Origin of the sequence: Nonomuraea sp. NPDC049480, assembly GCF_044465905.1 — a bacterium.
Classification (GTDB): domain Bacteria; phylum Actinomycetota; class Actinomycetes; order Streptosporangiales; family Streptosporangiaceae; genus Nonomuraea.
In genome coordinates, this window is the sequence record NZ_JBITMD010000027.1 from 60,019 (window position 1) to 86,264 (window position 26,246).

At 70.3% G+C, this 26,246-nt stretch carries 27 protein-coding genes; 8 read left to right on the top strand and 19 right to left on the bottom strand.

The features are described 5' to 3' along the window. Positions 1 to 77 precede the first annotated feature (77 nt). Both ACIBX3_RS48555 and ACIBX3_RS48560 read left to right on the top strand, forming a co-directional pair. The gene (locus ACIBX3_RS48555) at positions 78 to 566 is read left to right on the top strand and encodes a VOC family protein (protein WP_397127504.1); all 489 of its coding nucleotides are present in this window, start codon (positions 78 to 80) and stop codon (positions 564 to 566) included. Positions 567 to 806: 240 nt separating this feature from the next. After that, positions 807 to 1,001, top strand: coding sequence for a DUF3046 domain-containing protein (locus ACIBX3_RS48560; RefSeq protein WP_397127505.1), 195 nt, complete (start codon positions 807 to 809; stop codon positions 999 to 1,001). Here ACIBX3_RS48560 and ACIBX3_RS48565 read toward each other — a convergent pair. Together ACIBX3_RS48565 and ACIBX3_RS48570 are read right to left on the bottom strand one after the other, a co-directional pair. Next, complete coding sequence (locus ACIBX3_RS48565; RefSeq protein ID WP_397127506.1) at positions 984 to 1,259, bottom strand: hypothetical protein; 276 nt, start codon at positions 1,257 to 1,259, stop codon at positions 984 to 986. The two genes, ACIBX3_RS48560 and ACIBX3_RS48565, sit on opposite strands and share 18 nt — an antisense overlap. A gap of 180 nt (positions 1,260 to 1,439) precedes the next feature. Beyond that, positions 1,440 to 1,811: a hypothetical protein gene (locus tag ACIBX3_RS48570; protein ID WP_397127507.1), complete on the bottom strand. Its 372-nt coding sequence runs from the start codon at positions 1,809 to 1,811 to the stop codon at positions 1,440 to 1,442. Between the two features lie 419 nt (positions 1,812 to 2,230). Here ACIBX3_RS48570 and recA point away from each other — a divergent pair, with 419 nt between their 5' ends. Further along, positions 2,231 to 3,322 (top strand): recombinase RecA, encoded by a 1,092-nt coding sequence (gene recA, locus ACIBX3_RS48575; protein ID WP_397127508.1) that lies wholly within the window; start codon positions 2,231 to 2,233, stop codon positions 3,320 to 3,322. A gap of 324 nt (positions 3,323 to 3,646) precedes the next feature. Here recA and ACIBX3_RS48580 read toward each other — a convergent pair whose 3' ends face one another. Continuing rightward, on the bottom strand, positions 3,647 to 3,892 hold the full coding sequence (locus ACIBX3_RS48580; protein WP_397127607.1) for a hypothetical protein: 246 nt from the start codon (positions 3,890 to 3,892) through the stop codon (positions 3,647 to 3,649). Between the two features lie 192 nt (positions 3,893 to 4,084). On the opposite strand from ACIBX3_RS48580, the gene recX reads away from it, so the two are divergent. Both recX and rny read left to right on the top strand, forming a co-directional pair. Continuing rightward, positions 4,085 to 4,927, top strand: a complete 843-nt coding sequence (gene recX / locus ACIBX3_RS48585) for a recombination regulator RecX (RefSeq protein WP_397127602.1) — start codon at positions 4,085 to 4,087, stop codon at positions 4,925 to 4,927. A gap of 680 nt (positions 4,928 to 5,607) precedes the next feature. After that, on the top strand, positions 5,608 to 7,227 hold the full coding sequence (gene rny / locus ACIBX3_RS48590) for a ribonuclease Y (RefSeq protein WP_397127509.1): 1,620 nt from the start codon (positions 5,608 to 5,610) through the stop codon (positions 7,225 to 7,227). On the opposite strand, the gene ACIBX3_RS48595 is transcribed toward rny, so the two are convergent. From ACIBX3_RS48595 to ACIBX3_RS48620, 6 genes are all read right to left on the bottom strand, one after another. Next, entirely contained in the window at positions 7,224 to 9,041 is a 1,818-nt protein-coding gene (locus ACIBX3_RS48595; RefSeq protein WP_397127510.1) for a S9 family peptidase, read from the bottom strand. The genes rny and ACIBX3_RS48595 overlap by 4 nt on opposite strands. A gap of 49 nt (positions 9,042 to 9,090) precedes the next feature. After that, positions 9,091 to 9,324, bottom strand: a complete 234-nt coding sequence (locus ACIBX3_RS48600; RefSeq protein ID WP_397127511.1) for a hypothetical protein — start codon at positions 9,322 to 9,324, stop codon at positions 9,091 to 9,093. A 155-nt stretch (positions 9,325 to 9,479) separates the two neighbouring features. Continuing rightward, a complete protein-coding gene (locus ACIBX3_RS48605; protein ID WP_397127512.1) occupies positions 9,480 to 10,397 on the bottom strand; it encodes an amino acid ABC transporter permease in 918 nt (305 codons plus the stop codon). Continuing rightward, positions 10,394 to 11,062: an amino acid ABC transporter permease gene (locus ACIBX3_RS48610; protein ID WP_397127513.1), complete on the bottom strand. Its 669-nt coding sequence runs from the start codon at positions 11,060 to 11,062 to the stop codon at positions 10,394 to 10,396. Before ACIBX3_RS48610 ends, ACIBX3_RS48605 begins: the two co-directional genes overlap by 4 nt. A gap of 58 nt (positions 11,063 to 11,120) precedes the next feature. Next, positions 11,121 to 11,993 carry a glutamate ABC transporter substrate-binding protein gene (locus ACIBX3_RS48615; protein ID WP_397127514.1) on the bottom strand — a complete coding sequence of 291 codons (873 nt, stop codon included), beginning with the start codon at positions 11,991 to 11,993 and terminating at the stop codon, positions 11,121 to 11,123. A gap of 18 nt (positions 11,994 to 12,011) precedes the next feature. Next, complete coding sequence (locus tag ACIBX3_RS48620; RefSeq protein WP_397127515.1) at positions 12,012 to 12,767, bottom strand: amino acid ABC transporter ATP-binding protein; 756 nt, start codon at positions 12,765 to 12,767, stop codon at positions 12,012 to 12,014. Between the two features lie 138 nt (positions 12,768 to 12,905). On the opposite strand from ACIBX3_RS48620, the gene miaB reads away from it, so the two are divergent. Continuing rightward, positions 12,906 to 14,399, top strand: coding sequence for a tRNA (N6-isopentenyl adenosine(37)-C2)-methylthiotransferase MiaB (gene miaB, locus ACIBX3_RS48625; RefSeq protein ID WP_397127516.1), 1,494 nt, complete (start codon positions 12,906 to 12,908; stop codon positions 14,397 to 14,399). A gap of 16 nt (positions 14,400 to 14,415) precedes the next feature. Here miaB and ACIBX3_RS48630 read toward each other — a convergent pair whose 3' ends face one another. Continuing rightward, complete coding sequence (locus ACIBX3_RS48630) at positions 14,416 to 15,084, bottom strand: HNH endonuclease family protein (protein WP_397127517.1); 669 nt, start codon at positions 15,082 to 15,084, stop codon at positions 14,416 to 14,418. 297 nt (positions 15,085 to 15,381) lie between these two features. Here ACIBX3_RS48630 and ACIBX3_RS48635 point away from each other — a divergent pair, with 297 nt between their 5' ends. Beyond that, positions 15,382 to 16,365, top strand: coding sequence for a helix-turn-helix domain-containing protein (locus ACIBX3_RS48635; RefSeq protein ID WP_397127518.1), 984 nt, complete (start codon positions 15,382 to 15,384; stop codon positions 16,363 to 16,365). A 122-nt stretch (positions 16,366 to 16,487) separates the two neighbouring features. Here the strand turns inward: ACIBX3_RS48635 and ACIBX3_RS48640 are convergent, their stop codons facing one another. The 6 genes from ACIBX3_RS48640 to ACIBX3_RS48665 all read right to left on the bottom strand — a co-directional run bounded on the left by ACIBX3_RS48640 (position 16,488) and on the right by ACIBX3_RS48665 (position 22,723). Next, entirely contained in the window at positions 16,488 to 17,246 is a 759-nt protein-coding gene (locus ACIBX3_RS48640) for an SDR family NAD(P)-dependent oxidoreductase (protein ID WP_397127519.1), read from the bottom strand. Positions 17,247 to 17,372: 126 nt separating this feature from the next. Beyond that, a complete protein-coding gene (locus tag ACIBX3_RS48645) occupies positions 17,373 to 19,685 on the bottom strand; it encodes a tetratricopeptide repeat protein (protein ID WP_397127520.1) in 2,313 nt (770 codons plus the stop codon). After that, positions 19,669 to 20,424: a hypothetical protein gene (locus ACIBX3_RS48650; protein WP_397127521.1), complete on the bottom strand. Its 756-nt coding sequence runs from the start codon at positions 20,422 to 20,424 to the stop codon at positions 19,669 to 19,671. The genes ACIBX3_RS48645 and ACIBX3_RS48650 overlap by 17 nt, the downstream gene beginning before the upstream one ends. A 48-nt stretch (positions 20,425 to 20,472) precedes the next feature. Beyond that, entirely contained in the window at positions 20,473 to 21,285 is an 813-nt protein-coding gene (gene dapF / locus ACIBX3_RS48655; protein ID WP_397127522.1) for a diaminopimelate epimerase, read from the bottom strand. A gap of 9 nt (positions 21,286 to 21,294) precedes the next feature. Continuing rightward, positions 21,295 to 22,200: a tRNA (adenosine(37)-N6)-dimethylallyltransferase MiaA gene (gene miaA, locus ACIBX3_RS48660; protein ID WP_397127523.1), complete on the bottom strand. Its 906-nt coding sequence runs from the start codon at positions 22,198 to 22,200 to the stop codon at positions 21,295 to 21,297. A gap of 13 nt (positions 22,201 to 22,213) precedes the next feature. Then, on the bottom strand, positions 22,214 to 22,723 hold the full coding sequence (locus tag ACIBX3_RS48665) for a methylated-DNA--[protein]-cysteine S-methyltransferase (protein WP_397127524.1): 510 nt from the start codon (positions 22,721 to 22,723) through the stop codon (positions 22,214 to 22,216). 1 nt (position 22,724) lies between these two features. Between ACIBX3_RS48665 and ACIBX3_RS48670 the strand changes: the two genes are divergently transcribed. Beyond that, positions 22,725 to 23,651: a ribonuclease Z gene (locus ACIBX3_RS48670; protein WP_397127525.1), complete on the top strand. Its 927-nt coding sequence runs from the start codon at positions 22,725 to 22,727 to the stop codon at positions 23,649 to 23,651. Positions 23,652 to 23,772: 121 nt separating this feature from the next. On the opposite strand, the gene ACIBX3_RS48675 is transcribed toward ACIBX3_RS48670, so the two are convergent. From ACIBX3_RS48675 to ACIBX3_RS48685, 3 genes are all read right to left on the bottom strand, one after another. After that, positions 23,773 to 24,423 (bottom strand): hypothetical protein, encoded by a 651-nt coding sequence (locus tag ACIBX3_RS48675; RefSeq protein WP_397127526.1) that lies wholly within the window; start codon positions 24,421 to 24,423, stop codon positions 23,773 to 23,775. A 26-nt stretch (positions 24,424 to 24,449) separates the two neighbouring features. Then, entirely contained in the window at positions 24,450 to 25,193 is a 744-nt protein-coding gene (locus ACIBX3_RS48680; RefSeq protein ID WP_397127528.1) for an isocitrate lyase/phosphoenolpyruvate mutase family protein, read from the bottom strand. A 173-nt stretch (positions 25,194 to 25,366) separates the two neighbouring features. Beyond that, positions 25,367 to 25,948: a hypothetical protein gene (locus tag ACIBX3_RS48685; RefSeq protein WP_397127529.1), complete on the bottom strand. Its 582-nt coding sequence runs from the start codon at positions 25,946 to 25,948 to the stop codon at positions 25,367 to 25,369. Positions 25,949 to 26,246: the final 298 nt, after the last annotated feature.

Sequence of the window (26,246 nt, forward strand, 5' to 3'; positions counted from 1 at the left end):
CCTCGCGCCACCGACAGAAAACGCATTGGCACCGCACCACGCGATTGAGGCGGAGCCGTGGCGGACATACAGCCACCGTGACCATTGATTATGCGGCCATCGAAGCCCGCCGTGCGGAAATAAGGCAGCGCTACGTGTTACCGCGTCGTCCTTCGAGCAGCGCCCGCGGCCTCCACCACATCGCGTTGCTCTCGTCCGATGTGGAGCGCACCATCGCGTTCTACCAGGACCTCCTGGAGTTCCCGCTCACCGAGATCATCGAGAACCGCGACTATCAGGGCTCGAACCACTTCTTCTTCGACATAGGCAACGGCAACCTGCTCGCGTTCTTCGACTTCCCCGGGCTCGACCTGGGCCCGTACCAGGAAGTGCTCGGCGGTCTGCATCACATCGCGATCTCCGTCGACCCCGCCACCTGGGAGAGGTTGCGCGGGAAGCTGGAGATGGCCGGCGTGCCGCACCAGATAGAGAGCGGCGCCTCCATTTACTTCAAGGACCCCGACGGCGCCCGGCTGGAGCTGCTCGCCGACCATCTCGGTGAGATGTACGGCGCGCGGGTGTTGTGACCTAGCGTCGCGAGGCCCGCCGCGTGCGCGGCCTGCCCGCACGGGGCTCCTGCCTGATGCCGGCGTGCCGTTCTGATCGCTCCGACTTCTCCTTCTGTACGGCGAGCCGCAGCGTCAGCAGTAACTTGCGGCGCCTGGCCCTGTTGGCCTTCGTTCTGGCTGACTTCGGGGGTGAGGACTTGGGGGTCTTTGCCATGCGCATGTCTTACCCACGCCTCATGCGCTTCCATACTTGATTCCATGCGGTTGACGGAGTTCTGGAGACGGATGAACGCTCACTTCGGTGAGACGTACGCCGAGTCGTGGGCTCGCGACTACGTGATCGCGCCGCTCGGCGGGCGTACGGTCATGCAGGCGCTGGCCGACGGCGAGAGCGTCAAGACCGTCTGGCGGGCCGTCTGCCAGGTGGAGGACGTCTCACCCAGGCTGCGCTGAGCCGAGGGTCTCCCGGAGCGCGCCGGCCGTGCGCCGCAGGTCGTCCGCGCGACCCTGCCCTCCGGGCGACCACAGGAAGAGCCACCCGCTGCTCGACGGGGTGGCGAAGACGATCGTCTGGTGGCCCGTACGCGGGTGCCACACCCACAACACCGGATCGTCGCCGCCGATCATGCGGCTCACCAGCCCCTGATCGGGCAACAGCTCGGCGAGCGCCTCCAGATGGGCGCGCCGTTCCCCGGTGTAGCCGCTCGCCACGTGCCGCCTCCCAGTGTTGCCCCTGCACTGAGTCTCCCCAGCTCACCGCCCATGACAACACACGGTCGCCAACCCGTGTGAACGCGACCGCGGAGGTCGTGCGGGGGCCGTCGGGCGGCTAAGGGGCTGTGGGCTCTGTGCTAGGGCGGCGGACTGCGGGACGTCGCTCCACCGGCGTGCTCACAGGGCCGTGACATCAGCCCATGGGATGCGCATCCGGGCGAAGCCGAAGGTCGGGGCGTACGGCTTGAAGAACTCGTGCGTGGGCAGGCCGCCGATGCGAAAGCCGAAACCGCTCTCGAACCAGCCGGGGAACGCGCCGGCCAGGCCCGGACCTGACGGGGCCTGGCCGGCGGAGCCGAGCGTCACCTTCCCGACCGTCACCGGATGCAGGCCCTCACCGGGCGGGACGTCGATCCCGGCGGCGGTGAAGGCCGAGCGGGGGAGCGGGGGAGCGGGGGAGCGGTGAACCCGATGTCGCCGCCGCCCGTGTGGACGACGAGGAAGAGCACACGGGCGCGCTGTGCCGCGCGTGGTGACCGTGGAGCTCATGATCCATGCCACCTGCGATCCGGCCGTGCGCGAACAGCTCATCGCCCTGGTGTTCCCGCCTGGCGGCGGCACGGAGCGCCATCCGCCGGCGCCTCCAGGCGGCGGGCCGGCCGAGCTGTCGTACGAGCGGGCCGACGCGATATCGAAGTCGCCGGACATCGGCATGGGCCTGCTCGCCCTGCTCGCCCCGAGCGGTGTCCCCCTGAACCGTTCCCGGTGGCCCTGCGCCTGCTCGGCCCACCGAGGCCGCCGATTTACGGTTACCCGTGTTCCCGCGTGTTCCTGCTGTGATCGAACAGTCGTTCGGCTACGATGGGGCTACGCCGGGGCCACGTCTTCCCCGACACCCGGAAAAATGTCGGTGGCAGGCCGTAGCTTTCACTCGACTGATCGGACCACAACCCTCCAGGGGGAGTTCCATGGCAATCAACGACCGCGAGAAGGCCCTCGAGACCGCGCTCGCTCAGATCGAGCGGCAGTTCGGCAAGGGCTCAGTGATGCGCCTGGGCGACGACGCCCGAGCTCCCATCGAGGTGGTCCCCACCGGCTCGATCTCCCTTGACGTCGCACTCGGCATCGGCGGCCTGCCGCGCGGCCGCATCGTCGAGATCTACGGCCCCGAGTCCTCGGGTAAGACCACGGTCGCCCTGCACGCGGTGGCCAACGCGCAGCGGGCCGGGGGCATCGCGGCGTTCATCGACGCCGAGCACGCCCTCGATCCCGAATACGCCAAGAAGCTCGGGGTGGACACCGACGCCCTGCTGGTCTCCCAGCCCGACACGGGCGAGCAGGCGCTCGAGATCGCCGACATGCTGATCAGGTCCGGCGCCGTGGACATCATCGTCATCGACTCGGTGGCCGCGCTCGTGCCCAAGGCCGAGATCGAGGGCGAGATGGGCGACAGCCACGTCGGCCTGCAGGCCCGCCTCATGTCCCAGGCCCTGCGTAAGGTCGCCGGCGCCCTCAGCACCACCGGCACCACCGCGATCTTCATCAACCAGCTCCGCGAGAAGATCGGCGTCATGTTCGGCAGTCCCGAGACCACGACCGGCGGCAAGGCGCTCAAGTTCTACGCTTCGGTCCGGCTGGACATCCGCCGCATCGAGACGCTCAAGGACGGCACGGAGGCGGTCGGCAACCGCACCAGGGTCAAGGTCGTGAAGAACAAGATGGCCCCGCCCTTCCGCGTCGCCGACTTCGACATCCTCTACGGCGTGGGCATCTCCCGCGAGGGCGGCCTCATCGACATGGGCGTCGAGCATGGCTTCGTCCGCAAGTCCGGAGCTTGGTACACATACGAGGGCGACCAGCTCGGCCAAGGCAAGGAAAACGCCCGCAACTTCCTGAAGAACCACCCCGACATGGCCAACGAGATCGAGAAGAAGATCAAGGACAAGCTGGGCGTGGGCCCGCGCCTCGACGCTCCGGCCGAGCCCGCCGCCGCTCCGGCCCCGGCCGCCGCACCCTCGGGCCGCGGCTCGAAGTCCACCCCCAAGCCTGGTGACGTCTGATCAGTTCGCTCATGAGTGACACGAACCGGCCGCAGGCGCCCCGCCTCTGGGGCGCCTGGCCTCGCGGGCGGCCTGGGTCCTACTCCGGACGGCGCGGGTCCCGCGCTGGAGGGCCGACCTGTGGGTGACTCGTCGGACCGCACCTGGCCGCACGGCCGCGACCTGGCCCGCTCGGCGTCGGACGGCTGGCCGTCGGTGGACGAATGGCGCGAACAACGCATCCACCTGCGTGCAGCAACAGACGAAGGCCGGCCACCCACCATCCCCGCCCCATCCACGGAGTCCGGCAGCATCCCGAACACTGGGGAGGGGGACTCGCCGACCTCAGCCGACCAGCACGTCGACGTCGCGAACAGCCGATCGGACGTCATTCGGCACGCCGCCGAGGAGGCGGATGCCGGGCGTCTCGCCGACGGGCGGGCGGATGCCGGGGAGCACGCAGAAGCACGCGCGCACACTCAGCAGCGCGCGGACGATCAAGCGGAGACCCGGCGGGATACGGCCGGGCACGCAGACGTCCGGTGGGACACGCACGAACAGGCAGTCACCGGAAGGGACGCGGACGAGCATTCGGCCGCCTCCGGTCAGCCTGACGCCCACACCCCTTCGGGAGAGCAGCTCACCGCCGATGGGCGTTCGCAGGGCCGGCAAGCCGACCCCAGCAGCTCATCCGTTGGGCGGCGCTCCGGAGACAGCGCTCGCGCCGGTGTCCAGGCCTCCGCCGGTGAAGGTGGCTACGGTGGTGACGGGTGGCACTCCGAGGTGCTGGCCGGCAGCAGCTGGTTCGCGGACGAGGAGCCGGACGCCAGTAGGAAACGACCGGGCCGAAAACGCCGCTCCGGCGATCGTCCCGGCGAGCATTCCGGTGACGGATCCGGTGGGTGGACAGAAAGCAGCTCCCATGAGTTGGCGGGAACGAGCCAGCAGTTCGGAGAGGGGCAACAGGCAGAGAGTGGCCAGCAGGCCGAGAGTGGTCGGCAGGCATGGAAGAGCTCACGGTCGGGGCAGGGACCACGGGCTGGGAAGGGCCGGCGAGGCGGGAAGAGCCGACGGGGTGGCGGCCGGCTGCCCGAGGGGCCGGATGCCGACAGCCCTGCTGGTGCCGGTCCCGAGGCCGACCCGGAGTCGGTGGCCCGGGCCATCTGCCTCCGCCTTCTCACGATGGCGCCCAAGACGCGCGCCCAGCTCGCCGAGGCCCTCCGGAAACGGGACGTTCCGGAGGAGGCCTCCGAGGCGGTCCTCAGCCGGTTCTCCGAGCTCGGTCTGATCAACGACGAGGCGTTCGCGGAGGCCTGGGTCGACTCCCGGCACCACGGTCGTGGCCTGGCCAAACGTGCGCTGGCGGCGGAGTTGCGCCACCGGGGCGTGGACAACGACACGGTCAAGGAAGCAGTGGAGCGCCTGGACCCGGACCAGGAGGCGGAGACGGCCCGGCGGCTGGTGGATCGCAAGCTTGCCGCCACCCGATCCCTGGACCCGCAAATCCGCACCCGCCGCCTCGCGGGCATGCTCGCCCGCAAGGGCTACTCCTCCGGCCTGGCCTACCGCGTCATCCGCGAGGCTCTGGAACAGGAGGGCATCGACCTGGAAGACGATTTCCCCTAACCGTCCGCCCTCGTCGGAAGAGCTCGCGCAGGGTCACGCTGCCGCCGCGGCCTTCGCCGCCGTCACGACCGATCCGGCCCCAGCGGCGAGACGCTTTCGTGAGCCATCACGGAATCAGCACTGAGGCCTCTCCTGCTGGACCATGACGGCAGCGGCCGATCGGCTGGCGTCTCGTGCCTGCCGGCCCCGAGAGCGGAACTTCGCGTCGCGTTCGCCCTCCCGCCGCGGGCGCGAGAGCTGGCGCTCGGATTGCCTTGCCTTGTCCATGCACCGGATGATCGTCTCAGTCGGCCGTAGTGCCTGGTCGGATCGGGTCCCACGGTTCGGTAGGGCTGGCAATTCCGACATTAATGGGGGATATTAGGCCGAATGTGGAGATGCAGGCCTGTAAGACACGCTTGATGACGCGTTTGCTTGCTCGTGACCAGTTCGACGCATAACCTCGACGGCAGTGAGGAGTTACTCCGCGCAGCGCGGATTGCCATACCGGTGAACGACGGACGAACGAGCTTGGTTGATCGAGGCGGGCGAGGTGTCGGCTTTACCAGTCGACGCCCGGTCAGTCTTGGCCTGAGATCGATCCTGGCGCCGAACGGGCTAAGCGTCGCGCGTTTGTGACCCCTCCCATTGTCTGGGTCCGCGTTATGAGGTGTTGACGACGCGAGGAGGGCGGGGCGCACATGGGGCCGCTGGTCGTGGTGCTGATGGTGGCGGTGCTCGTGCTCGCGTTCGGGATGATCGTCGCACTTCTCGTCGTCATCCGCCGCACCTCCGGCATCCCGCTGAAGGGGACGGCCAAACCGAGCCCCGAGCAGCTGCAGGCCGTGAACGAGGAGCTCGAGCAGGCGCGTGAGGAGGCGCGGGAGATCCGCCACAAGGCGGAGGCCGACGCCGAGGAGATCCTGCGCAGGTCCGAGGCGGCGGCCGAGAGCGCCACGCAGATGCGGCAAGAGGTCGAGCAGGAGAGCCGGATGCTCAAGTCCGAGCTCAAGGAGCTGCGCGCCGACCTGGAGCGCAGGGAGGCCCGGCTGGCCGACCGGGAGCAGCGGCTGGACGAGGAGGCCAGGCGGCAGTCCGAGCGGGACAGGAAGCTGGCCGAGACCGAGATCGAGCTGGCGGACCGGCGCGAGGAGCTGCTCCAGGTCGAGGAGCAGCGGCGGGTCATCCTGGAACGGGTGGCCGGGCTGACCGCTGATCAGGCCAAGTCCGAGCTGGTCAAGGAGATCGAGAACCAGGCCAAGCGCGAGGCCGCGCTGATCGTCAGGGAGATCGAGGGGGACGCCCGCAAGGAGGGCGAGAAGCGGGCCACCAAGATCGTGACGCTGGCCGTGCAACGGGTGGCGGCGGAGCAGACGGCGGAGTCGGTCGTCAGCGTGCTGCACCTGCCGGGCGACGAGATGAAGGGCCGGATCATCGGGCGTGAGGGGCGGAACATCCGGGCCTTCGAATCCACGACCGGTGTCAATCTGATCATCGACGACACGCCCGAGGCGGTGCTGCTGTCGTGCTTCGACCCGGTCAGGCGGGAGACGGCACGGCTCACGCTGGAGAAGCTGGTGCTGGACGGGCGCATCCATCCGCAGCGGATCGAGGAGGCGCACGACCGCAGCCGCCAGGAGGTGCAGGACCTGTGCGCGCGGGCCGGTGAGGACGCCCTGGTCGAGCTGGGGATCACCGACATGCATCCGGAGCTGACGCTGCTGCTCGGGCAGCTGCGCTACCGCACCTCGTACGGGCAGAACGTCCTGAAGCACCTCATCGAGTCCGCGCACATCGCCGGCATCATGGCCGCCGAGCTGAAGATGAACCAGCCGCTCATGAAGCGCTGCGCGCTGCTCCACGACATCGGCAAGGCACTCACGCACGAGGTCGAGGGCAGCCACGCGCTGATCGGGGCGGAGATCGCCCGCCGGTACGGCGAGGAGGAGGACGTGGTGCACGCCATCGAGGCGCACCACAACGAGGTCGAGGTCCGCACCGTCGAGGCGGTCCTCACACAGGCCGCCGACGCGATCAGCGGCAGCCGGCCAGGCGCCCGCCGCGAGTCCTTGGAGGCGTACGTCAAGCGGCTGGAGCGGCTGGAGGAGATCGCGCAGTCGTACGAGGGCGTGGAGAAGGTGTTCGCCATGCAGGCCGGGCGGGAGATCCGGGTCATGGTGAAGCCGGACGCGATCGACGACATCCAGGCCCAGGTGATCGCCCGGGACGTGGCCAAGCAGGTGGAGGAGGAGCTGACCTACCCCGGCCAGATCCGGATCACGGTGGTCCGGGAGTCCAGGGCCACCGAGTTCGCCCGCTAGGCGAAGATCTGCTGGTAGAAGGCCAGCTCGGCGGCCAGAGCGGCGGTGCGGGTCTCGGCGCGGCGGAAGCCGTGCGCCTCGCCCTCGAACGCCAGGTACGTACACGGCACCCCGCGTTCGGACAGCGCGTCGGCGAAGGCCTCGGACTGCTCGGGAGGCACCACGGGATCGTCGAGCCCCTGCAGGAGCAGCATGGGGCACGTGATGCCGCCGGCCAGGGCGAGGGGCTCGCGATCCGCGTACACCCGCGAGTCGCCCACAAGCCACTCCACGTAACGCGATTCGAAGTCGTGGGTGTGGGCGACGAGCGGCGCGAGGGCGCTGACGCCGTAGTACGACACACCGGCCGCGAACACGCCGGACCGGCAGCAGGCCGCCATCACGGTCCAGCCGCCCGCGCTGCCGCCGCGCACCGCGATCCTGGCGGGGTCGGCCAGCCCCTCGGCGGCCAGCCATTCGGCGGCGGCGATCGTGTCGGCCACGTCCACCAGGCCCCACTGTCCTTTCAGCCGCTCGCGGTAGGCCCTTCCGTAGCCGGTGGAGCCGCCGTAGTTGACGTCGAGCACGCCGATGCCACGTGAGGTCAGAAACGCCTTCTCCAGGTCGAGCGCGGTGCCGGAGTGTGCGGTCGGCCCGCCGTGCACGAAGATCACGTACGGGGGGACGCCGCCTTCGACGGCCGGGCCGTACGGAGGATAGAGGAAGGCGTGGACCTCCTCACGGGCGGGCACCCGCACCGCTCGCGGAACGGGCAGGTAGGCCGGGTCGGGCAGCCGGCCGACGTCCTGCCTGAGGGGGCCCGCCGTGCCCGACGCCGTGTCCACGGTGACGATCGACCGGGGAGTCGTGGCGGCGTACCCGACCCCGGTCACCGAGGCGCCGTCGGCGGCCAGCGCGCCGTCCCACCCGCTGTAGGGCACGTCGAGGTCGGCCAGCGTGCCCGACGCCGGGTCGAGCACGCCGAGCCGCAGGTCGCCGCGCCCGTGCAGGACCGCCAGCCGGCCGTCGCCGAGCACCGCGTACGGGCGCCCGCCGAGCTGCCACGGCGGTGGCGCGAACTCCTCCTCGGCCGGGTGGAGCGCCCGCGCGCCGTCGCCGTGCAGGCCGACCTCGTAGAGGTTCCACCAGCCCGAGCGGTCGGAGATCAGGTAGAGGCGGGAGTCGTCGCGCCACGCAGGGGCGAGCACGGACTCGGCCGGGCCGCCCTTCACCGTCCACGAGCCGCCGCTCCCGAGCGGGGTGACGCGCAGCTCGGTACCGTTCCACGGCATGCTCGGGTGGTTCCAGCAGACATAGGCGAGATGCCGCCCGTCGGGGGACACGGTGGGGGAGGCATAGAAGTCGCACCCGGTGGCCCATTCGCGGATCTCGCCGCTCTCCAACGGGATCGACACGATCGCCCGGGTGACCTTGCCGTCCTCGGCGTGCCGCTCGCGTACGCACCACACCTGGCCGTCGTGGACGAGCAGATCGGCGTAGCGGCATCCCTCCGGAGTGAGGGGTTTCGGCTCGCCGTTATCCCCGAGCACGTACAGGCGCTGGTCCTTGAGGTTGGCGAAGACCACCTCGCCCGCGGGGGTCACGGTGTACGGCCGCCCGCCGTACTCGTGGACCCGCGTGCGCGCGTTCCACGGTGCCGGCAGCAGCTCACGGTACGTGCCGTCGGCGGCGCGGCACATGATTGTGGTACGTCCGCCTTCGTCCGGACGGTCCTCGGTCCACCACACCCGGCCGCCGTGGGCTGTCGGCCAGGCGGGGCGCACGCCCGAACCGGCCACGTCTCTGGTCGAAATGGGGGAGGGCCAGAAAGGCATACCCGCATCCTGCCGGAAGATCGGCGAGAGTGCGGGCGGTCCCCGGAGATCAGGGGCAGCCTTCGGGACGCGGCAGCGACGCGGGCAGCTCCAGCCCCGTCCTGCCGAACCACTTGTGCAGGTTCTCGGTGCTCACGGCGTCGAGCCGGCCGTCGGCGAGTTTGCCCACGCAGTCGGAGTGGTTGTCGGCCGGCACCAGTTCCACCGGCGGGTCCAGTTCACCGTCCGGCGGCGGGCCGACGATGCGCCGGTACGAGCTCGACCCCTTGGCCGGGCTCACCATCGTGGCCGCCCCGTGAGCGTCGCCCCCAGCATGGTCACGAGTTTGTGCGCCGGCGCAACGCCCGAGACTGGTCCGCCGGGTGCTCGAACCGAGATGTCGGGCTTTCTTGACGATCTACGGGTGCACAGGCGGCGGGCTGGGCGCCCGCCGCCCGGTCACTCTCCGGTATCGGATATGGCCGCCCCGGTAATGGCGCCGCCCATGCCGGCCGCCAGCGCCATGGAACCCGCGCCGGGTGGCACGACGGGCCCCGCGCTGGTCTTACGGCTGCGCCTGCTGCGCCGCTCCAGCCAGGTGGCCAGGTAGCTCAGTGCCATGTTGAGCAGCACGTAGATGATGCCGATGACGATCGCCGCCGGGATCAGCGAGCCGAAGAAGACGGCGGGCAGGATCTTGAAGCCGGTGTTGAGCAGGTCGACGTAGGCGATGATGTAGCCGAGCGCGGTGTCCTTCAGCAGCACCACGAGCTGGCTGACGATCGCCGGCATCATCGCCGTGACGGCCTGCGGCAGCAGCACCAGCCGCATGACCTGGTTCTTGCGCATGCCCACCGCGTACGCGGCTTCGGACTGCCCCCTCGGCACCGCGTTGACGCCGGCCCTGACGACCTCCGCCAGCACCGAGCCGTTGTAGAGGGTCAGGCCCAGGACCACGGCCATGAACGAGTAGTCGCCACCGCCCATCACCGTGGGCGCCACGTAGAAGATGAAGAAGATCAGCAGCAGCAGCGGGATGGCCCGGAAGACCTCGATCACCACGCCGGCCGGGATCCGGATCCACTTGTGGTCGGAGAGCCGCGCAAGGCCGAAGACCGCAGCGAAGACCAGCGCCAGCACCGAGGCCACCGCCGCGGCCCGCAGCGTCCCGCTCAGCCCGGGGATGATGTAGGTCTCCCACGTGGACCACTGCAGGAACGGCTGCCAGATCTTGCCTTCCCACTGGCCCTTGGCGTCGAAGCCGGCCCAGATGCCATACAACGCGCCGGCCACCAGGACGACGCCGACCACCGTGAGGAGGCCGTTGCGCACCCGTGCGCGCGGGCCGGGGGTGTCGAACAGGACGGATGTGCTCATCGGGTCACCGCCAGCCGTCGTGCCAGCCAGCCGGCGAAGAAGCCGACAGGCATGGTCAGCGCCATGAACGCCACGACGATGCCCAAGAAGATCGGGATCGACGCGCCGGTCGTGTCGAACGTCTCCTTCATCTCGGCCGCCGCGTCGGCGAGGAACCCGCCGGCGGTGGCCACTGTGGTGTTCTTGATCATGGCGATCATCACGCTGCCCAGCGGCGCGATGACGGCGCGGAACGCCTGCGGCAGGATGATCATGGTCAGTGACTGCATGAACGTCAGCCCGATCGCCCTGGCCGCTTCCGCCTGCCCGAGCGGCACCGTGTTCATGCCGGAACGCAGCGCCTCGCACACGAACGCCGCGGTGTAGGCCGACAGCCCCATCGCGACGAGCCAGAAGGAGTTCGTCAGCGGCGTCTCGGAGAAGACCAGGCCGAGCTGGTCGCTCAGGCCCAGCGCCGAGAACGCCAGCACCAGCGTCAGCGGGGTGTTGCGCACCACGTTGACGTAGACCGTGCCGGCCGCGCGCAGCACCGGCGTCGGAGAGACCCGCATCGCCACCAGGATCGTGCCGAGGATCAGGGAGGCCACCGCGGCTACGAGCGAGAGCTTGACGTTCTCCAGGAAACCCAGCGCGAGATTGGGGGCGTACTTGATTAGTTCGTCCATCGTGCTCCACCACATAGAGCGGCGGCGACCGGGTTTCCGGTCGCCGCCTCTGGCGTGATCAGCTGCAGCCCTCGGCCGGCGGGGCCTCCGTGGACACCTTCAGGCCCTGAATGCCGCCGAACCACTTGTCCAGCAGCTGCTTCATGGTGCCGTTGTCCCACAGCTTCTTCACCGCCGTGTTGACGGCCTCACAGGTCTTGGTGTCGCCCTTCTTCAGGCCGATGCCGTACTTCTCGTCCGTGAAGCCCTGGCCGAGCACCTTGAAGTTGCCGCCGGCCTGCTTGGCGAAGCCCGCCAGGATCAGGTCGTCGGTGGTGACGGCGTCGAGGTTGCTGCCGTTGAGCTTCTGCACGCACTCGGAGTAGTTGGCCGCGTCGACGGTCGTCGCGTCGATGTCGAGCTCGCCGTCCGGCGGCGGGTCGGTGATCCGCTTGTAGGAGTTGGAGCCCGCGGCCTTGCAGATCTTCTTGCCCTTGAGGTCCTGCGGGGAGTTGATCGAGGTGTCGTCCTTGCGGACCATGACGTCCTGGTGCGCGAGGACGTACGGGCCACCGAAGGTGACCTTGGCCTTGCGCTCCTCGGTGATGGAGTAGGTGGCGAAGACGATGTCGACCGTGCCGTTCTGGAGGAACGGCTCGCGGTTGGACGAGGCCGACTCCTTCCAGGTGATGTTCACGTCCTTGCCGCCGGCCAGCTCCTTGACGATGGCCTTGGCCACGTCCACGTCAAAGCCCTCGGGCTCGTTGCCCGCCTTCAGGCCCAAGCTCGGCTGGTCCCACTTGGTGCCGATGACGACTTCGTTGGCTCCCGCGATCTTGTCCACCACGGTGGAGTAGCTCCCGCCACCGCCACCGCCACCGCCGCCGCAAGCGGTCAGACCGGCGGCCAGAGCCGCTATCGAGAGCACCGCTCCCATTCGACGCATGTGCATGTGTACCTGCCTCAATAGTCAGTGCGTGAGGATCTTCGAAAGGAAGTCACGCGCCCGGTCGGTCTGCGCGTTGGTGAAGAACTCGTCAGGCGTGTTCTCCTCCACGATCTGCCCGTCTGCCATGAAGACCACCCGATTGGCGGCCCTGCGGGCGAACCCCATCTCGTGCGTGACGACCATCATGGTCATCCCGTCACGCGCCAGTCCGATCATGACGTCGAGCACCTCCTGCACCATCTCGGGGTCCAGTGCCGAGGTCGGCTCGTCGAACAGGATCATCTTCGGGTCCATGGCCAGCGCCCTGGCGATCGCGACCCGCTGCTGCTGGCCGCCGGAGAGCTGGGCCGGGTATTTGTCCGCCTGCGCGGCGATGCCCACCCGCTCCAGCAGCTCCATCGCCCGCTTGTTGGCGGCGTCCTTCGCGACGCCGCGCACCTTGGTCGGACCCAGGGTGACGTTCTCCCTGATGGTCTTGTGGGCGAACAAGTTGAACGACTGGAAGACCATGCCGACTTCGGAACGGAGCCGGGCCAGCGCCTTGCCCTCCGCGGGCAGCACCTGGCCGTCAAATATGATCTTCCCGTCGTTGATCGTCTCCAACCTGTTGATCGCGCGGCACAGCGTCGACTTTCCGCCGCCTGATGGGCCGATGACGACCAGGACCTCGCCACGAGAGACGGTCAAGTTGATGTTCTTCAGGACGTGCAGCGTCCCGAAGTGCTTGTTGACGTTCTCCAACTGAACCAGTGGAGTGGCGTCGCCGTTCTCCGTCATGGAACGAAACGGTAGAGGGCATTAAGACGCTGGTCACTAACCGAGCGGTACCGATCCGATCACATCCGGCCATCAAGCAGGCATTTTAGATCGGTGACGGCCTTCGCAAGCCGGACAACGACTACCCTTGAACATGCCATGACTGTGACCCAGGACGGCGCCCGCACGTACGAAGTGCGCACATATGGGTGCCAGATGAACGTGCACGACTCCGAACGGCTGTCCGGCCTGCTGGAGGACGCCGGCTACGTGCCCACGCCCGACGGCGAGACGGCCGATGTCGTCGTGTTCAACACGTGCGCCGTGCGGGAGAACGCCGACAACCGCCTCTACGGCAACCTCGGACACCTCCGGCCCGCGAAGACGCGCAATCCGCGCATGCAGATCGCGGTGGGCGGCTGCCTGGCGCAGAAGGACCAGGGCGAGATCGTCCGCAAGGCGCCGTGGGTGGACGTGGTGTTCGGCACGCACAACATCGGCTCGCTGCCGGTGCTGCTGGAGCGCGCCCGCATCGAGGGCGAGGCGCAGGTCGAGCTGAAGGAGTCCCTGGAGGTCTTCCCCTCGACGCTGCCCACCAAGCGCGAGTCGGCCTACGCCGCCTGGGTGTCCGTCTCGGTCGGTTGCAACAACACGTGCACCTTCTGCATCGTGCCGTCGCTGCGCGGCAAGGAGAAGGATCGCAGGCCTGGCGATATCTTGGCCGAAGTCCAGACATTGGTGGATCAAGGCGTCCTGGAGGTCACGCTCCTGGGCCAGAACGTCAACACGTACGGCGTGGAGTTCGGCGACCGGCTGGCCTTCGGCAAGTTGCTACGCGCCTGCGGCGACGTCGAGGGCCTGGAGCGGGTGCGCTTCACCTCGCCGCACCCGGCCGCATTCACCGACGACGTGATCGCCGCCATGGCCGAGACGCCCAACGTCATGCACCAGCTCCACATGCCGCTGCAGTCGGGATCTTCCCGCGTCCTGAAGGCGATGCGGCGCTCGTACCGCGCCGAGCGCTACCTCGGCATCATCGAGCGCGTCCGCGCCGCCATGCCGGACGCGGCCATCTCGACCGACATCATCGTCGGCTTCCCGGGGGAGACCGAGGAGGACTTCCAGGCCACGCTCGACGTGGTCCGGCAGAGCCGCTTCGCCAACGCCTTCACCTTCCAGTACTCCATCCGCCCCGGCACCCCGGCGGCCACCATGCCGGACCAGGTGCCCAAGGAGGTCGTCCAGGAGCGCTACGAGCGCCTGGTCGCCCTGCAGGAGGAGATCTCCTGGGAGGAGAACAAGAAGCAGGTCGGGCGGACGCTCGAGGTGCTGGTGGCCGAGGGGGAGGGGCGCAAGGACGACGCCACCCGGCGGCTCTCGGGACGGGCGGCGGACAATCGGCTCGTGCACTTCGCGGTGGGTTCCGAGGTGCCCCGGCCCGGTGACATGGTGACGGTCGAGGTGACGTACGCGGCCCCCCACCACCTGGTGGCGGACGGGGCCGTGCGCTCGCTCCGGCGGACCAGGGCCGGCGACGCCTGGGAGGCCCGCCAGGCCGGGCCGCCGTCGCCGGGCGTCCTGCTGGGCATGCCGACGATCGGCCGCCCGGCTCCTATGGCCGCTGCGCCGACGGGATCCTGCTCGGCCCACTAAGCGCCCGCTCGAAACGTCAGCAGTCCGAGAGGATCGTCTCCATCGCGTCCTTCTCCGCCGAGGTGACCCAGAGCTCGTACTTCGCCTTGACGTCGACCTGCCGGGCGATGTACGTGCACCGGTACGACTTGCGCGGCGGAAGCCAGGTCGCCGCGTCGGAGTCGCTCTTCTGGTTGTTCAGCGGGCCGTCCACAGCCATGAGGTTCAGGGGGTCGTTGGCGAACTCCTTGCGCTTGGTCTCCGACCACCGCTGCGCGCCCTTCTGCCAGGCGTCCGAGAGCGGGATCAGGTGGTCGATCTGGACGTCCATGCTGGTGTCCTGGCCGCGCTTGAAGTCGATCGTCTTGCCGCTGTAGGGATCCTTCAGCGTGCCGCTCAGCACGATGCAGTCGTGCGTGCCCGACTTGAACTTCTCGTTCGTCAGGTCCCGCTTGAGGATGTCGTTGCGGGTGTCGCAGCCGTTGCGGTCCACGTCCGCCCAGGCCGGGCCGAACTCGTCACGGTCGAAGCCCGTCCTCGGCGCCCGGCCCTTGACGGCGAGCTTGGCGAGCTTCTTGCGGGCGTCCGAGACCGACGCCGAGTCGGGCTTGGACGTCTCGGGGCTCGTCAACTGCGCCTCCAAGCCGCCGCAGCCGGTCAATACCGCCATCGTGGCCAGACCGGCCATCAACGCTCGAACGCGCACGTGTGCCCCCAGACTTTCAGTTTCGTAAAGTCTAGGTATAGCAAGTGCCCGTAAATGGTCTTATAACGCCTCCGGGTCGTCGATCAGCCACTTTGTCAGGTCGAGCAGCCGCCGCCACAGCCCCGGCACACCGCTCGGCGCCGGCCACCTGCCCCTCGACGCCCCACGGACTCGGCCCAGCCCTGCCCGCGGTGCGGAGCTACGCAACGGCCGTAGAGCGCGGCGCCTTGGAACAAGACTTGCGGCTCCTGACGTCATACTCTGATTGCGGATCATGACATGCCGGGAAGAGGTGATATGGCACAGCGGCGCTTACTGGAAGGGCTTGGGGTCACCGTCGCCGAGGAGACGGCGTACCGGGCCCTGCTCAGGCACGGTCCCGCGACCCTGAGCGAGCTGGCCGCCGAGACCGGCTCGTCGGCCGCCGCCATCCGTCGCATGCTGCCCCGGCTGGAGGACCTCGGCCTGATCTCGCGGGTGGCGGGCAGGCCGCTGCGGGTGGTCGCGACCCCGCCCAACATCGCCATCGACATCCTCGTCGCGCGCCGCCAGGAGGAGCTCACGCACAGCCGCGCCGCCGCCGCGCTGCTGGCCACCGAGGTCGCCGAGCGCAGCGGGCCGCAGCCGGAGGAGGTGCTGGAGGTCGTGAGCGGGCGCGACGCCGTGGCCCGCCGCTACCTCCAGCTCGAACGCAACGCCACCCGGGAGATGCTGGTGCTGGTGCATCCGCCGTACGCGGTGGACATCAGCGACGACCAGGAGAACCGGCAGCGGGCCGCCCGCAGGGGAGCCCCCGTCACCCGCGGCATCTACAGTCCGCAGGCCTTCGAGTACCCCGGCATGCTGGCCCACACGCGCCGCGCCATCGCCGACGGCGAGCAGGCCAGGCTCGGCCAGGTGCCGGTCAAACTGGCCGTCGCCGACGCCCGGACCGCCATCCTGCCGCTGGTCTCCGACGAGGACCGGGCCGTGGAGAGCGCCCTCGTTGTGCACCCGTCGGCGCTGCTGGACGCCCTCGTGGGGCTGTTCGAGACGCTGTGGCGGGCCGCCGTGCCGCTGAGTCTGTCCACGGAGGGTCTCAAGGAGGAGCCGCATGCCCCGGACGCCGAGGTCCTGGCCCTGCTGGCGGCCGGCATGAAGGACGACGCCATCGCCAGGCAGCTGGGGTTGAGCCCGCGTACGGTGCAGCGCCGCGTCCAGGTGCTGTGCGAACGCCTGGGCGCCAGGACCCGCTTCCACGCCGGCTTCCTGGCCGCCGGCCAGGACATGCTGCCCAGGTAGCCCCTGGCGACGTACGATGACGCGTCGCTCGCGTGAAGATTGGGCCTCGTCATGCCCGGCAGTAGTCAGCCGAATGACCTACCACGATGACTCCGCCCACACGTTCGAAACCCTCTGCTGGGTCAGGTGATGAGGATCCCGCCATCCACTGGCAGCGTAACTCCGGTGATGTACGAGGCCGCGTCGCTCGCCAGGAACACCGCGGCGGCCACCAGTTCAGACGGATCCCCTGGCCGCCCCGTCACCACCCGCGACTCCACCATCCGTTCCAGGTAGCCGGGTGCGTACTGCTCGGTCATCTCCGAGGCGAAGAACCCCGGCTCCAGGCAGTTGACCCTGATCCCGCGCCGCCCGGTCCACTGCTGGGCCAGGTCCCGCGTCAGCCCGATCACCGCGGCCTTGGACGCGCTGTAGGCGGCCTGCGGCAGCCCGGCCGTGGTCTCGCCGAGCACGCTGCCGATGTTCACGATCGACGAGCCCGGCCGCATCACCCGGGCACAGGCCTGCGCCATCCAGTACGTCCCGTGCAGGTTGACGTCGATGACCTGCCGGAACTCCTCGGGCGTCTCGCGCAGCGCGGGCACGGCGGTGCCGATCCCGGCATTGTTGATCAGCACGTCGACGTGGCCCATGCTCTCGACGGCCGCGGCGACGAGAGCGTCGCAGTCCTCCGGCCGCACCACGTCCGTCGGCACGGCCAGGCACCGGCGGCCGGTCTCCTCGACCAGCCGCCGCGTCTCCTCCAGCCGGTCAGCCCGCCGCGCGCCGATCACGACATCGGCGCCCGCCTCGGCCAGGCCGCGGGCGAACGCCACCCCCAGCCCCGACGAGGCTCCGGTGACGATCGCCACCTTCCCGTCCAGGCGAAAGCGCTCCAGCACGTCAGACCTCGCCCTTCCCGCCGAACCGAAAGCGCCCCAGCCCCAGCCCGGCATTCCGCCGAAACCGAAAGCGCCCCAGCCCCGGCATTCCGCCGGGACCGGAGCGCCCCTCCACGCCCGAGCCCTCTAGAGTCCGTATTCCTTCACGATGCGCTCGTGCCGCTCGACCTCGACGTCGATCTCGCGCGCCAGGTCCAGCCAGGCCAGCGGATGCACCCACCGCTCGGTGGCGTCGTCGAGCAGCGCGTCCACCTCCTCCGGCGACACGTCCGGCGGCACCGCGACCCAGCCGAACACGCCCGGCAGCGGCTCACCGCTGGTCGGGTGGGTGATCTTGTAGTTCTCGTCGCTGTAGACCCACATCGGCCAGCCGCGCTCGGCCATGACCTCGGTGAACTCCGCCCAGTCCTCCTCGCTCGGCGCGACGCCGTCGAAGAAGTAGCTGGTGTAGCCGCCGGGCCGCAGGATGCTTACGGCGGCGAACGGCGGCACGAAGTTCTGCTGCTCCTCGGGGTCGTCCGGGACGGGCTCCAGCAGCTGCGGGTCGAACACGACCAGGTCGCCGGCGTTGTAGTCCATGCCGCGCGGCTGCGGCAGGGCCAGCCTGGCGGTGGCGGGTCCGGTGCGGATGGACAGCACCTGGCGCTGGCCACCGTCGGGCGCGGGGAGGATGACCCTGATGAGGCCCATCTCCTCCTCGATCGGTCCCTCCTTGGACTTGATCGGCATGCCGATCTTGGCCGCGCCCTTGCGCACGGTGTCCCAGTCCTCCGCCGAGGTGGCCATGACGATCATGCGCCAGACGTCCTCGTCGGTGAGCTCGTCCATCACCTCGAGCAGCACCTGGGCGGCCTTGGCGTTCTGGTCGAGCTGCTGGGCGGCGCCGGCCGCCAGGCGGCGTGCCTCGATGCCGGCCCCGGCCGCCACGGCGTGCTCGGCGGCGTCCAGCGCCTCCGCCCACCGCTCCCTGGCGCTGTGCAGGCGGGCGAGCGCGATCTGCTGCTCGCCGTGCGGCAGCAGCGCGGCCATCTGCTCCAGCCGCTCGTCCTGGCGGGCCTCGATGAGCAGCGTGGTCAGATAGGCCACGTCGTCGGAGTCGGCCTCGCCGATCTTCCCGGAGTCGACGAGCAGCTTCCAGTAGATGTCGGCGCCGGTGGCGGGGTAGCCGAGGAAGCCGAGCGTGGTGGTGTGGCGGCGGGTGGCCTCGAGGTCCTCGCCGGACAGCGGGGCCAGCCAGCCGACCCACTTCTCCGGGTCGGCGTTGAAGCCGTCGGCCGCGTCGAACCGGCCGACCCGGTCCTCGGGCGCCCCCGGGGCCTCGGGCTCGGTGGCGGCGTCGGCGGCGGCCCGCAGAGCGGCGATGCGCTCGGGCAGGCCCTCCGTGTCGCGCAGCTCGGCGGTGCCGGACTCGGCGAGGTCAGCCAGCAGCCTGGCCTGCCAGACGCCCAGCCGGGCGACGGCCAGGTCGCCCGCGATCAGCGCGAGCTCGACGCGGGCGCGGTAGCCGCCCATCATGCCGAAGTAGTCGATCCACTGGCGCAGCACGCGGCCGAGCTGCCAGGTGTTGGTGATCTGCGAGGAGCCGGCCAGCCGGCTGACCGCCCGTGACCACTCCACGAAGACACGCGGGTGCTCGCCGACCACGTCGAGGTCGGGCAGCGCGTCGACGGCCTCGGCGTCGCGGCCCAGCTCGGCCAGGATCAGCGCCCGGCGCACGCCGTCGCGGTGCTCCTTGGCCACCGGGTCGTCCGGCTGGAACTCGGCGGCCGCCTGCAGCGCCGTGAGCGCGTCCTCGGGGCGGCCGGCGGCCAGCAGCGCGCGGGCGCTCTCGGCGCCCAGCTCCCAGCTGGCCTCGCGCCCGGCCACGCGCAGCCGCTCGACGGCGGACTCGGCGTAGGTCACGGCCTCGCCCGGCTTGCCCGCGTCGACGAGCGCGGCGACGTATTGGGTCGCGAGCCCGGCGAAGGCGGGCTTCTCCGGGCTCATGCCCTCGATGTAGGCCGCCAGCGTCTCCAGGCGCTCGCTCGCGTATCCGGGGCCGTCGGCGTTGGCCCACGCGAGGGCCAGCGCCTCGACCGCCGCCGGGACCGACGGGCACTCGCGCACGTCTTCGCGCTGGGCGAACGCCAGGAGCTGCTGGGCGTCCTCGACGGCGACCGCGCCCTGCGCCCGGTCGCCGACGCGGCCGATCAGGTGCCAGTAGCGGGCGTAGAACTCGAGCCAGGGCAGCTCCAGGGCCTCGGCCTGCTGCGCGATGGCCGGGGCCATGACGTCGAGCTGCGGGTATCGGCCCTCGTAGGCCTGTGCGGGAAGGTCTCCCAGCGCCATGGCGAGGCCAACGTTGCCCGCCTCGGAAAGCTGCTGCTGGGTTTCGCCGACCCAGGCCCAGATGTCCACGTCCATGGGCAGCCAGTCTGCCAGGTCAACGAGCGTGCCCAAAACGCAGAAGCTCCATCAGCACGTCCGATTCACCGTCGTCGAGGACCGAAAACATCGGCGCCATGAGATCGTCGGTCCTCTCCTCGACCTCCGCGCGGCGCGCCACGATCGCCGGTGAGGGCGTCGCGTACGGCTCCGGCCAGGTGAAGAACTTGGCGATCATCTCGCCCGAGACGTGCCCGAACGGGGTCGCGTCGTGGTCGGCGGCGAGCGTGGCCTCCAGCGGGTGCAGCCCGGCGGCGATCACGGCGTTGGCGTGCAGGCCGCCGCGCAGCTCGCGGAGGCAGTGCATGAGCTGGGTGGCCCGGGCGGGCGGGTCGTCGGGCAGCGGCACGGCGCGCCAGCCGGCGAACAGCGGGGCGCCGGTGGACGGGGCGCGTTCGACGACGCGCTGGAGGAGCTCGGCGATCCTGGCGCAGCCGTCGTAGCCGCCGAGCTTGCGCCTGCCCCAGGCCCGGCACGCCTCGGCGTAGAGCTCGACGGCCTGCTCGACGGGGAGCTTGCGGCCGCCGTTCCAGCTCTCCTCGACGTGCTCGAGCGGGAAGAAGACGGCGATCGAGGCGACCACGTCGGCGTCGCACTCGCCGAGCACGCCGCAGCGGCCCCTGAAGTAGAGCTCACGGGCGCCGAGTCCGTGCGCGTCGCAGACGGCCTTGGCCTCTCTGGAGGTCATGAATCCGCCGCCGAACTGCCCGATCGGTGCTTTGACCTGGGCTGCGGTGGTGCGTGGGTCTGCCATGTCCACCCCTCAGTTCGTGAAGTAGACCCAACATCCCTCAGGAGAACATCATTCTGCAAGCATCAGGTCGCCACTGGCCACGATGACGGCAGGACCGGAAAGGTAGCTCGTGTCCTCATCGAGGATGACGGTCAGCGTGCCGCCGGGCACCTCGACGGTCCAGGTGCCGGTGGTGTCGCCGGACAGGGCCGCGGCCGCGACGGCCGTGGCCACCGCCCCCGTGCCGCACGAGCGGGTCTCGCCGGAGCCGCGCTCGAAGACGCGCATGACCACGCGGGTGGTGCCGACCGGGTTGAACAACTCGATGTTGACCCCGGCCGGGAAGACGCCGGTGTCGAAGCCGGGCTGGTGGGTGAGGTCCACCTGGACGACGGGGTCGCCGATGGCGCACGCCAGATGCGGGTTGCCCATGTCCACATGGACGCCGGTGTATTCGTGGGTGCCGACGGTGGCCACGCTCTCGCCGTGCACGACGGGCTTGCCCATGTCGGCGGTGATGTCGCCGGACGGCTCCACGTGGATCCTGCGTACGCCGCCCCGCGTGGCCAGCGCGAACCCGGCCGGATCCGCCAGCCCGGCGTCGATCAGGTAGCGGGCGAACACGCGCACACCGTTGCCGCACATCTCGGCCATGCTGCCGTCGGCATTGCGGTAGTCCATGAACCATTCGGCGGCGGACGCCTGATCGCTCACCTCGGGGCACTGCTTCGTGCGAACCGCCCGGAGCACGCCGTCGGCGCCGATGCCGGCCCTCCTGTCGCAGATCTTGGCGACGAGGGCGGCCGAGACGTCGATCTCGCCGTCGGGATCGGGGAGGATGACGAAATCGTTCTCGGTGCCGTGCCCCTTGAGAAAGCGCATTCTAAAAGTTTATGCGCATGAGTGTTCGGCGATTCGAGCGAGGGACCGTTCGAGAAGATCCGGCGCGTCGTACGGCAGCCAGCACACGCGCGGATCGCGGCGGAACCACGACTCCTGGCGGCGGGCGAACCGCCTGGTCGCCCTGATCGTCTCCGCGATCGCCTGCTCCTCGCTCCACTCGCCCGCCAGGAAGCGGATGACCTGGGCGTACCCGAGTGCGCGGCTCGCCGTGCGGCCCTCGGCCAGCCCGCGCGCGAGCAGGGTCCGCACCTCGTCGACCAGGCCGGCCTGCCACATGCGCTCCACCCGGAGCGAGATCCGCTCGTCCAGCTCCGGCCTGGGCACGTCGAGGCCGATCTGGACGCTCGGGTAGACGGCGTCGTAGGACGGCATGGTCGCCGAGAACGGGCGGCCCGAGTGTTCGATCACCTCCAGCGCGCGCACGATGCGGCGGCCGTTGCCGGGCAGGATGGCCGCCGCGGCCGCCGGGTCCTGCTCGCGCAGCCGCTCGTACAGCGGGCCGGGGCCGAGCTCGGCCAGTTCCGCCTCCAGCCGCGCCCGGATGTCCGGATCGGTGCCGGGGAACTCCAGGTCGTCGAGCGCCGCCCGCACGTACAGGCCGCTCCCGCCGACCAGTACGGGCACCTCGACCGCGTCGATGACCTTCCTGGCCAGCCGCTGGTATTCGGCCACGCTGGCGGTGACCGTGACGTCCCAGACGTCCAGCAGGTGATGGGGGACCCCGCGCATCTCGCCGGGGGTCAGTTTGGCCGTGCCGATGTCCATCCCGCGGTAGAGCTGCATGGAGTCGGCGTTGACGCACTCGCCTCCGAGGCGGAGCGCGATCTCCACGGCGAGATCGGATTTGCCGGCCGCGGTGGGGCCGACGACGGCGATGACAGGCTGCTGGCGCACACCCACAAGTGTGCTAGAGGTCCAGCAGTGTCGGTTGCAGGTAACCCTCATGGGTCAGCAGCCACCGCTTGGTCTCCACGCCCTCGCCGCCGCTGAACCCGCCCAGGCCGGTGCCGGCGATCACCCGGTGACAGGGCACGAGAATCGGGATCGGGTTGGAACCCATGATCGAGCCGATGCCCCTGGCCGGCACCTTCGAGCCGCTGAGCGCGGCCAGCTCGCCGTAGGTGACGGCGGTGCCGTACGGGACCTTGTGCAGGGTCTGCAGGACCTGGAGCCGCGCGCCGGACATGAGCCGCCAGTCGACCGGGGTCTCGAACGTACGCAGATCACCGGCGAAATAAGCGTTCAGCTCCGCGACCACGAAGGCCGTACGATCCGAATCATGGACTTCAGCGAGCCCGAGCCGGTCGGCCAGCCGCGCGCGGGAGCCCCAGCCCGACGCGACGAGACCGGCCTCGGTGACCGCCAGCACGAACGTCCCCACCGGCGTCGGCACCTCGGCGAAGGCTACGGTGTTCATGATGTCCTCACGTGAGCTCGTGGTGCTGGGCACCTCCAGCGCGGTCCCTACCCGACACCGTAACCACAACGGCTACCTTCTGCGCTGGGACGGTCAAGGCTTCCTTTTCGACCCGGGTGAGGGCACGCAGCGGCAAATGGTGCACGCCGGGCTGAGCGCCAACGACGTGCACTGGATGTGCCTGACGCACTTCCACGGTGACCACTGCCTGGGCGTGCCGGGCGTCATCCAGCGCATCGCCCGCGACAAGGTCAGGCACCCGGTGCGGGCGGTGTTCCCCGCCTCCGGCGAGACGTACTGGCGCCGGCTCCGCCACGCCGCCGCCTTCGCCGACACGCCGGTCATCAGCGAGCACCCCGTCTCCGGCGACCTGGCCGGCGTCGGCCCGCTCATCGCGCGCCGCCTGTCCCACCCCGTCGAGTCGTACGGTTACCGCATCCAGGAGCCGACCGGCCGTCGCATGCTGCCCGAGAAGCTGGCCGCCCACGGCATCCGCGGCCCGGAGGTCGGCGAGCTGCAGCGCACCGGCGCCGTGCGCGGCGTCACCCTCGACGAGTGCAGCGTCCCCAAACCAGGACAGAGCGTGGCGTTCGTCATGGACACCCGGCTCTGCGACACCGTCTTCGAGCTCGCCTCGGGGGTGGACCTGCTGATCATCGAGGCCACCTTCCTGTCGTCGGAGAGCGCGCTGGCCAAGGAATACGGGCACCTGACGGCGTTCGAGGCCGGGCTTGTGGCGGCGGACGCGGGGGTGCGCAGGCTGGTGCTCACGCACTTCTCCGAACGGTACGGGTTCGATGACGAGCCCGCTTTCGTGGCGGAGGTGCGGCGGAGCTTCGACGGCGAGGTCGTGCTCGCCCGCGACCTGATGAAGATCCCCGTGCCGAAGCGGCGAACGGTCAGGCCCGAGAGCGGTAGCTTTGCGTGACCAGCGAGGGCCGAGTGAGCGCGACCATTCACCACAGGAGCGGCGAACGGTCAGGCCCGAGAGCGGTAGCTTTGCGTGACCAGCGAGGGCCGAGTGAGCGCGACCATTCAACACAGGAGCGTCAGGTCCACAGCCCGGCGAAATAGCCGACGCCGTAGGGGGCCGCCCGCATCAGCAGGCGGCCCTGGTACGCCCCGGTCCCGGCGGCGCCGGCCAGCACCTGCAGGGCGGCCCGCCCGCCGGCCCACAGCCGGTCCGCCTCCGCGGGGCCCAGCCCGGCCAGGGCGGCGGTGTCGGCGGCGGCGAGGGCGTGCGCGATCAGGTCGTCGTACGGCTGCGCGGCGGCGTCGTACCTGCCGGGGGCCCTGGGCGTGAGGCAGGCGGAGCCGTCGGCCATGACCAGCAGCGCCACCCGCTCCCCGGCCTCCGCCAGCTTGACACCGACCGAGCGGCACTCGTCGGGCGTGGCGTCGAAGGCCACGGACTGGAGGGCGTCGGGGACGCGGTCGCCGAGGAGGCGGCGGCCGACGGTCAGGGAGAGCGGCAGCACCGGCTCGCCGAGGCCGGCCGTGACGTCCATGCCCCACGGGCGCAGGGTGCCGGCCGCGTCGCCGCCGTACGTAGCCGTGGACTCGGCCCCGCCCACCACGATCAGGGCGTCGGGGCCGCTCGCGAGCAGCCCGGCGATCGCCGTCTGGCAGGCGGAACGCAGGTCGGGCAGCTCGGTCACGATCAGCGGGGTATGCGGGCAGACGGCCGCGGCGGCAAGCACGAGCGCAAGCGTACGTGGCCCCGCCGTCAGTACGGGCTGTGCCCCTTCCTGACCTTCGCGAACAGGCCCTGGGCGTAGGCGTGGGCCGCCTGCTGCAGGCCGCCGCCGAAGCTGATCCTGGCCACACCCAGCTGGGCCAGCCGCCCGAGCGACGGCGTGCCCGGCCTGAAGAGGATGTTGACCGGTCCTTCCAGCTCCGCCGCCAGAGCCTGGATCTCGGCCTCGTCGCCGAGCCCGATCGGGTACACGCAGTCGGCCCCCGCCTCCAGGTACCGCCGCCCGCGCTCGACCGCCTCCTGCCTGGACGTGCGGCCGTGGAGGTAGACGTCGACGCGCGCGTTGATCACCAGGTCCTGTCCGGCGGCCGCCCGCACCTCGGCCAGGAACTCCGCCTGGGCTCCCGGGTCCACCAGCTCGCCGGTGGCCGGATCGGTGTCCTCCAGATTGCACCCGGCCGCGCCGGTCGCGGCGAGCCGCTCGGCCAGCTCGGCGGGTTTGAGCCCGTAGCCGCGCTCGACGTCGGCGGTGACGGGCACGCTCACGGCCCTGACGATGCGGGCGACGGCGGCCAGCATCTCGCCGGCGGGTGTGCCCTCGCCGTCCTCGTACCCGAGCACCCGCGAGACGCCGGCGCTGCCGGTGGCCACCACGGGGAAGCCTGCGTCCTGCACGGCCCGCGCGGAGGCGGCGTCCCAGACGTTGGGCAGGACCAGAGGGCTGCCGGGCACGTGCAGCGCCCGCAGCACGGACACCTTGTCAGTCGTCGTCATGCCACGACCCTAAGAAGCGGAGTGGCCCTTGCCGAAGGTCCAGTACGGCCTATTAACGGCAAGCCACTTCACCCGGCTCGGCCGCCGGCGCCGGGGCACTCGTCAGGGACCCGCCGGGCGCTTGCGTGGCACTGTCCTCGGGCGCTTTCCCCGGCGCGCCGGCTTCCGGGTGGTCAGCAGCCGCTCGCGGCGCACTGGCCGGAGACCTCGCCCGCGGGGCCGTCCGCCGGACTGTCGCCCTCCGGTGCCTGGGGCTGCTCGGTGGGGGAGGACGTCGCGGGCGTCTTGCCGTTGCCGGTCTGGGCCGTGCCGCGCGAAGAATCGGTCCCCGTGGCGAGGTCGGAGCCTGTGGCGGGGTCGGAGCCCGTCGAGCCCGAGTCGGCGGGGTCGCCGTCAGCGCCCGTGTCGGTGGAGGTGTCGCCCACGTTGCCGTCGTCGGGCAGGCCGTTCTCGGGGGCGTCGGTGGTGACGTCGCCCACGGTGGCGTCGTCGTCCTGCGAGGTCTCGTCGCCGCCGGCGCTCTGGGAGGGCGCGGGCCGGCCGCCCTGCTGCGTGGCGGGGTCAGAGGGGTTCGCCGCCAGGAGGTAGCCGGCGCCGCCCGCCGCGAGAACGGCGACGAGCACCCCCGCGGCGATGGCGAGGGTCTTCTTGTTCTTCGGCGGTTTGTCGCTCCGCCCGGTGTTCCTCTCGGCCACGCGGACATCCCCGGGGCCGGAGAGGACCTCGTGACGATCCGGCTCGGTCGGATCTTGCATGGTGCTACAGCTCCCTGCGGTCGTATCGGGGAAAGCTCGCCGGCTTCCGCGGGTGATGGACCACACTAGCCGCAACAGACGAATGCTCGCACACCAATCACAAAGGAATCACGACATGTCCCCTCTTAGATCAGTTTCCGCAGGTGGTCGGGGGCGCCTCACATCCGTGGCCGGAGCAGGCGGGGTGCTCGTCACCGCGGTACTCGGAATATTCCTTGCGTTTACTCGAGCCACCCCGGAATTCGATGAGGAAAGGGAGCTTTCCGTAAGATCGAATTCACCGTCGGCTACTTCGCCG